Consider the following 6,638-nt stretch of genomic DNA (forward strand, 5'->3'; position numbering starts at 1 on the left):
CTCCGCTTCTTACGTGTCCCCAAGACCAACCGTGATGGAGAAGGTTCGGTGGCCTTCACTGCGCCGGTGAACATCTCGCCGCCCCTTTAGGGCCTTGGTGGCGGGGTCGAGGCCCGTAGGTGTGGATGGTGGGGACGCCGGTGGCGGCCTGTTCGATCCGCGGGTAGAAGAGGATGCCTGCCTTGGTGTACTGGTCCACCTTCACGATCCGGTCGGTGGTCTCCGCCCGGTAGACGACGACGTCCGGACGGTGATTCGTGAGCAAAACGTCCTGAAGGCGGATGTCGAAGTGCGTGTCGGCGTTCCAGTCCGGGCCTGCGGCGGTGTCCAGGGCATTGGCCAGGATCCGGGGCGGCCGGTTGTGCTGTTTGGAGGCTCTCGTGCTCACGACGGCCGTCCCGTCCACGATCTCGATGCCGGCACACTGTTCCTCGGACCAGGAGTCGTGCTGCTCCGCGCTGATCTGGGTGTGCATCCACGCGGGCGCCACCATCTCGGGGCCGCGGTGTGCCTCCTTCGAGGCACCTCAACAGTTCCAGCGCTGTTGGGCTCAGCCTGATGGCCTGCGACTCGGTGGTGCCCGAATCGGAGGAACGCCGGAAGGCATCCGATGTCGCCCGGGCTGCCCAGGCACGGCCATGCCGTGCCGCGGGAGCGCCCCTCCGCCCCCGTGCGCGAGGATGGGGCCATGCCGAACCGCCTCGTGAACGAGACCTCCCCCTATCTCCTCCAGCACGCCGACAATCCCGTCGACTGGTGGCCCTGGGGGCCCGAGGCGTTCGAGGAGGCGCGGAGGCGGGACGTGCCCGTGCTGCTGAGCGTCGGCTACTCCAGCTGCCACTGGTGCCAATGACTTAACACAACCAGGTAGTCCTGACCTGGGGTGTTGTCAGGGGGTAGTCGCGTGGATACGTACGATGAGGAACTGGGCAAGAACATAGAGGCTTGGGTGGACGCCGAACTGGCCTCCTCACCCGAGTGGGGGCCCGAGAAGTACGACCTCATCCGCCAGCGTTTGGAAGACAGCGCGCCCGCTGTCGTCGCTGAGGAGTAGCGGCCGGAGCCGCGAACTGTGGCTTACGCGGCAGCGCCGTGCGAGGCGACGGGCCTGTCCTCTCGCACGGCACCACATGGCAGCAGATTGACGTTGTCCAGCCGTCACCGCTGGTGGCGGAGCAGGGCGAGCCGGTGCTGAGCTTGATCAGGGGGTTGGGGAACATCCGAACGAAACCGGCGCTAAGCCCTGGCGGTGCCTGGGGAGGCTTTGACCTAGGCTTCTGTAGCAGCGGACCCTTCGGCAGTCGTTGTTGATCAACTGTCTGGAGGTCCGGGGTGCTGGTCGAGTTTTTGACGGATGAGCAGGCCGCTGGCTATGCGGCGTTTCACGGTGCGCCGTCCCGTACGGAGTTCCAGCTTCCGGAGCTGACGGGCGGCCCGCGGCCCCTGCGTGACCAGCACGCCACCGACGGCGAGTGACCGGCGGGCTCCCTGTACCCGGTGACGTGGGCCGCCTAGATCACCGGGAGGTCGGCGGCCTGACCGGCACGTACAGGTGGCCCGCTGGCGGGCGGTCCCAGGCCGGGGCCGGGGGCTCCCCGGGTTCGAACTTGGGGCGAAGCGGGGCGCAGATGACCTTGTCGCCGTAGCTGTAGGTGTTCAGGGTGCCGGAGGTGGTCCCCAGGATGATGGCGACTCCCTCGTCGCTGTTGCGGCTGCCCCGGACCAGGATGTCTTTGCCGTCCTTGCGGTCGAAGGCGATGGTCTCGTAGTGCCAGCTCCCGCTCTCGGAGCCGTACCCCAGCGTGGCGTACTCCTGGGTGGTGCTGACCTTGTCGTTCTTGGCGATCAGCCTGCCCTCGATGGCGTAGCCCTCGGGGCCGTCCGCCCAAGCGTGCCCGCGGAAGGTGACGTGGACGCTGCCCTCGTCGTAGCGGGCCTCGATGAGCTGGCGCGGGCCGCCGGCGGGGGCGGTGACCTTGTCGCCGTACTCGTAGCTCCCGTCGTTGTGGAGGTTGATGCCCAGCCGGAAGTCCACGTCCTCGTTCAGCGCGCGCTTTCCGCGGCCGGAGATCTCATAGGTGTTCTCGTCGGTTCCCTTGATCTCCCGCTTCTCGTAGGAGAAGTCGGCGGAGGCTCCGCCGTGCCCGAGGGCCACCGTGTTCGTGATCTGGTCGTCGGTGATCTGGCAGGTGGCCGAGAGGGTCCCGGAGAAGACGTAGCCCTCGGGGCCGTCGGGGTCCACGGTGCCCTCGAACAACGCGCCCTGCTCCCTCCACCGGTCGTGGTCGTCGCGGCTCAGGTCCTCGCGGCGGGGCTTGTAGAACCTCACGGTCACGGCAGGCATGGTTCGCTCCATCTCCCATCGAATTCTCACAGAGTGGCCAGTACCGGCCGCTCCGTGAGAAAGTTACCGTAGGTGATCGATCGATTACCAAACCGTGGCGCGGGGGCCTGGGGCGCGTGCGGTCCTACGGCGGCGTACCGCGGGCGTCCGCGCGCCCGGTACGGCCCACCGCAGGGCATACCGCTGACACAGGGGCAGCGGCGGGCATCGCCGGGTGCGAGGAGGCTGGTCAGCTCGACGATCGCCTCGGGAGACGGCTAGAAGTAGCGGCGCACGTTGTCCGCCTCCCGGTGGTGGGACTTGGCCATCAGCATCAGCAGGGAGGCACCCCGCTCGCCGAGGTGTGTGAGGCCCGACTGACGGTATTCGTGCAGGTCCCAGCCCGTTCCGGGCTGGCCGCCGACGGCGGTGTGCTCGTCCAGCAGCGCGCGGGCCTGGCCGTAGGAGAGGCGGGCGAGGCCGGTGTCCGGGCACACATCCCGGGGACTCACGACCTTCCCCCGGGCCGGGGCGGCGGTGGGTGACGAACACCGGCCCGCGGGTGCGGCCTTTGATCAGGCGGGGCAGGAGCCGCGCGGTGCCGGCGTCCCAGTAGACGGTCTCCAGGACGAAATCCTCGCGCACCCGGCCGCCCCGGAGGCGGGCGGCGGCGCCCTTCGCCTTCACCTGGGCCCGGCGCCCGGCGAGGTCCAGCCCCTCCGGCCCCGCCGAGGCCCGCGCCAGCACGAACCTCGCCAGCACGTCGGTCTCGAACTGCTCCAGCTCCTCCGCCGTGGCCAGCGGCCGGACATCACGCAGGTCCCGTACGACAGCCAGCGCCAGCCCGAGCCCCCTCACCTTCAGCCAGATCGCGAACCGATCGGACACGGTGAGAACGCTTCAGGGATCCCGAAGTTGCGTCAGCCTGCGAACAACCGCCGGAGAGAGGACGAACCCCCCCCCGGCCACGAGGTTGAAGACGCAGAGAAGCTCAGAGCAACCCGCGGGATGTCGCACATCAGCTGGCTGCTCGGTCAGCTTGGGCTTGGGCCGGAAGTGTGAGCTTGATCAGAACCGGGGTGGGCTTCTGGGTGTTGCCGGAGGCGTCGGCCAGCAGCCAGCCCTCTGCCCGAGCGGCGCTGGTGCGCTTCACTGTGAGGTCGGTGGCCCGGTTGGCGGTGAAGGTCAGGAGTTCTGTCCAGGCCGGCGCGTTCCGGAGGTCGAGGCGTTGGAGGCTTCCGTCGAGGGAGCTGCGGGTGCTGGCCGCGAAGATGGTGTGTTCGTCCGGGCCGGTGGCCGCGCGAGGGTCGGGGAGGGCGGAGGTGATCCAGTCCTCCTTGTCGGCGGACGGGTTTTTGCTGACGTTGACAGAGGTGCTGTGCCCGGTGCCGCTGAGGAAGTGCTGCTCGTCGGCGAGGTGGACGGCCCGCATGCCGTTGGGGAAAGGGACGTCGTGGCGGGTTTCGTCGCCGGGCCGTTCGCCGATACGGCTGATGGTCACCGATCCGCCGAACAATCCCCCGACCTGGTTGTAGACCCACAGGGTGCCGTCCCGCCCGGCTTCCAGGGTCGCGTAGCCGCCGAAGCCGCCGGCCACGAGCTGAAGGTTGCGGGTCTTGGGGTGCCAGCGTACGAGCGCGCCGCGGCACAGCACGGTCACCGAGCCGTCGATGCCGCGGACGGCCCGGTCTTCGGCGCCGGGCAGAGCCAGGGCCCAGTTGGTCTTGCTGGTCGTGGTGTGGAGTTCAACGACGCCGGCGTTGGTCGTGATCAGGAGCCGGTTAGCGGGAGCGGTACTGATTCCGCTCGGGTGCTGATCGGACTGCCAGACTCCGGTGAACTCCACGCTGGCGTCGACACCTTCGGCGCTGGTCTTGACGATCGGCCAGGGCGGCGGGGTCTCGGCTGCCCGCGTCAGCACGGGAACGTCCGGTTCGGCGTGCCGGGGGACGACGATGTCGGCCAGGGGGACCAGCCGGTTGCCGGAAGCGGCGGTCTCGCCGTACAGCCGGTGCAGCAGTTCCTCCGGGTCGAGCAGCCCGCACAGGGCTGCCTCGATGTGGGAGCTGTCCATCAGGAGCAGCTCGTTGTGGCGGTTGATCCACTCCAGCGCGTTCGAGTTGAACCCGGTGGCGGACAGGACGATGGCACGGGTGCCCGGAGGGCGGGTGGAGAGCCGCTCGGAGAGCTTGGTCAGAGGGTCCGCGCTGAGGGGGGCGGCTTCCCACTTCGCTTCAAGGATGTAGTGGTGGCCGATCGTGAAGAAGACGTCCGTCTCGTCCCTGCCGCCTACCCCGATCACGCTGGGCCGGGCATCGTGGCCCCACGCCTTGAGGACGTCGGCGATCAGCGTGTTGAACGCCTGCCCCCGCTTCTGGGGAGTCAGACCAGGGTCGTCGCGCAGACCTTTGTAGGTGGCCAGGAGGTCACGAAGGCGCAGAGTGAGGTTCAAGTCCACCGCGTCATCCTTTCGGATCGAACGCGGATCACGGAAGGCCGTAGCCACACCGGCTGACGACTGTCGAATGCTGCTGTCCCAGCGCTGGGCAGCGGCCCTCCAAAACTCGATCCGCGCCCCAGCGGCGACTCAGAGGGCGGGCCGGCACGGCGCCGTCCACAGGGCAGACGCGGCCTGAGTCCATCCGTGATCGGTCCTGCTGTCGTCGTGCGCCTCGCCCGCGACCACGAAGCCGTGCTTCTCCAGTTGCCGCACCGCGTTCTCCCGGGGGAGCACGGGCACCTCGCCGTCGATGGCGATCAGGTATCGGCCGGGGTCGTCGGGGTGCGCCTCAACGAGGGTGTCCGCCGGGCCGAGGTCGTCAGGGCCAGCGACGGCGACGAGGTCCGGGCCGATGACGTACATGGCCCACCGTTCGCCGAAGACCGAGACCTCGGCGCTGTACAGCGCAGGCAGGTCGCTGTGGTCGGGGTGAGTGGCGGCCACGGGGGACTCCTCTGACAGGTTCAAAACTGCTTCCCCGACCGTAACGCACGGCTGTGACATCGCCCGGCCGGTGCGCGAGACGGGCCCGGTCGTCACCAGAGGCTCAGCGGGCGACCTTCCGCGATCGTGGCCCGCACCCGTGCCGCGATCTCATTTTCGGTCTCGTCCCGGGCCAGGCCGGCGCGGATGGCGGCGCCGATCGCGCGAGAGCGCCCAGCGGGACCGCGGAGGTCCGAGAGGGGACTACCCGGGTCGCGCCGCCGGGCCACCCACTCGGCCCGGTTCTCCGCCGCCGTGCCCAGCCGCAGGTGCGCCGGCTGCTGACAGGAGTGGGAGTCGCAGGTGTGGCAGACGGTCAGGTCGGTGCCCCACCCCAGCCGCGGGATGACGCCGTGCGCGAGCTGGTACCCGTACAGGTGTCCCGGCACCGTCCCCCGTCGCGTCCGGCCGGGCCGCGAGGTCGCCCGGAAGGTTGCGTGCCCGGTGCTGGAGATCCCGCCGGTGAAGAACCAGCACCCGGTGAGCGGATTCCGGTGCACCTTCGCCCAGTACCGGGCACGGACCGACTCGTCGGCCAACCACGCCGCCCACTCAACCGCAGCTATCCGTACGGGCGTCGGCTCGCCGAGCAGCGAGAGCTGCTCGTCAACGGGAGCGGGCCCGGACCCCTTCACCGCAGCAAGCGGGAAGAGCCCGGACCCGGAGCCGTTCTCAGCCGGCATCGGCCAGGCCGCCGTCCGGCGGGGCGGTCGGGGCAGAAGCAGACGGTGCAGTGGCAGCGGCGCCGACCTTCCTGGCGCGGCGGACCGGGCGGGGGCGCTCGGCGCGGGCACGCAGTTCCTCGATCACCTCCTTCGCGCGGGCGGCGGTAACAGGCTTCGCCTCGCGCTCCAGCTCCTCCGCCGTGACACCGAGCAGCTGCGCGACCAACTCGGCGTCGTTGTTGAACAGCCGGAGGACCGCCGCAGCAGCTTCCCGTGCTGAGACCTCGGCGTCCTCCTTCGCCTTCGCCGCCGCCACCGCGGCCTCCCGCGTGGCCAGGGCGCTGGCCGCCGCCAACTCCCGTGTCCGCGACTGGATCTCCTCGATCGCGCGAACCCGCCGCCGCAGTTCCGCCGCGCTCACCGATGCCGTCGAAGTGCTCACCCGTTCTCCATCCCAACCGAATACGTGCTCATCGCCCGCACCGTAAGCACGACTCCGCGGACACCTCAAACTGCGGTCGCAGAAGTCGGCCGTACCTTCCTTCTTGCCTCCGGCGGGTCCTCTCTCGGAGGGGGTGGGGGCGGGTTGGTTGGGTGCGGGTTGGTGGTGGTTGGGGTGGTGGGGGGGCGGGGTTCCCTCCTCGGCCGGACACCCGGGGGGCGTGCC

The 6,638-nt window shown here is 69.7% G+C and carries 7 protein-coding genes and 3 pseudogenes; 3 read left to right on the forward strand and 7 right to left on the reverse strand.

The annotated features are described in order from the left end of the window. Positions 1–41: 41 nt before the first annotated feature. Positions 42–493, reverse strand: a pseudogene (locus ABD371_RS21400) (Uma2 family endonuclease); the annotation flags it as partial. Positions 494–688: 195 nt separating this feature from the next. Between ABD371_RS21400 and ABD371_RS21405 the strand changes: the two are divergent. From ABD371_RS21405 to ABD371_RS21415, 3 genes and pseudogenes are all read left to right on the forward strand, one after another. Continuing rightward, positions 689–847 (forward strand): annotated as a pseudogene (locus ABD371_RS21405) (DUF255 domain-containing protein); the annotation flags it as partial. Positions 848–904: 57 nt separating this feature from the next. Continuing rightward, a complete protein-coding gene (locus tag ABD371_RS21410) occupies positions 905–1,054 on the forward strand; it encodes a hypothetical protein (RefSeq protein WP_344479209.1) in 150 nt (49 codons plus the stop codon). A 278-nt stretch (positions 1,055–1,332) separates the two neighbouring features. Then, a complete protein-coding gene (locus ABD371_RS21415; protein WP_344479210.1) occupies positions 1,333–1,476 on the forward strand; it encodes a hypothetical protein in 144 nt (47 codons plus the stop codon). Between the two features lie 40 nt (positions 1,477–1,516). Here the strand turns inward: ABD371_RS21415 and ABD371_RS21420 are convergent, their stop codons facing one another. The 6 genes and pseudogenes from ABD371_RS21420 to ABD371_RS21445 all read right to left on the reverse strand — a co-directional run bounded on the left by ABD371_RS21420 (position 1,517) and on the right by ABD371_RS21445 (position 6,413). Further along, entirely contained in the window at positions 1,517–2,344 is an 828-nt protein-coding gene (locus tag ABD371_RS21420) for a hypothetical protein (protein WP_344479212.1), read from the reverse strand. Positions 2,345–2,541: 197 nt separating this feature from the next. Then, a pseudogene (locus tag ABD371_RS21425) lies at positions 2,542–3,043 on the reverse strand (site-specific integrase); the annotation flags it as partial. A gap of 298 nt (positions 3,044–3,341) precedes the next feature. After that, positions 3,342–4,781 carry a restriction endonuclease gene (locus ABD371_RS21430; protein ID WP_344479213.1) on the reverse strand — a complete coding sequence of 480 codons (1,440 nt, stop codon included), beginning with the start codon at positions 4,779–4,781 and terminating at the stop codon, positions 3,342–3,344. A 129-nt stretch (positions 4,782–4,910) separates the two neighbouring features. Beyond that, the gene (locus tag ABD371_RS21435) at positions 4,911–5,267 is read right to left on the reverse strand and encodes a hypothetical protein (RefSeq protein WP_344479215.1); all 357 of its coding nucleotides are present in this window, start codon (positions 5,265–5,267) and stop codon (positions 4,911–4,913) included. Positions 5,268–5,359: 92 nt separating this feature from the next. Further along, entirely contained in the window at positions 5,360–5,989 is a 630-nt protein-coding gene (locus ABD371_RS21440) for a hypothetical protein (protein WP_344479216.1), read from the reverse strand. Continuing rightward, positions 5,979–6,413 (reverse strand): hypothetical protein, encoded by a 435-nt coding sequence (locus tag ABD371_RS21445; protein ID WP_344479218.1) that lies wholly within the window; start codon positions 6,411–6,413, stop codon positions 5,979–5,981. Before ABD371_RS21445 ends, ABD371_RS21440 begins: the two co-directional genes overlap by 11 nt. Between the last annotated feature and the right edge of the window lie 225 nt (positions 6,414–6,638).

Origin of the sequence: Streptomyces amakusaensis, from assembly GCF_039532665.1 — a bacterium.
Lineage (GTDB): Bacteria > Actinomycetota > Actinomycetes > Streptomycetales > Streptomycetaceae > Streptomyces > Streptomyces amakusaensis.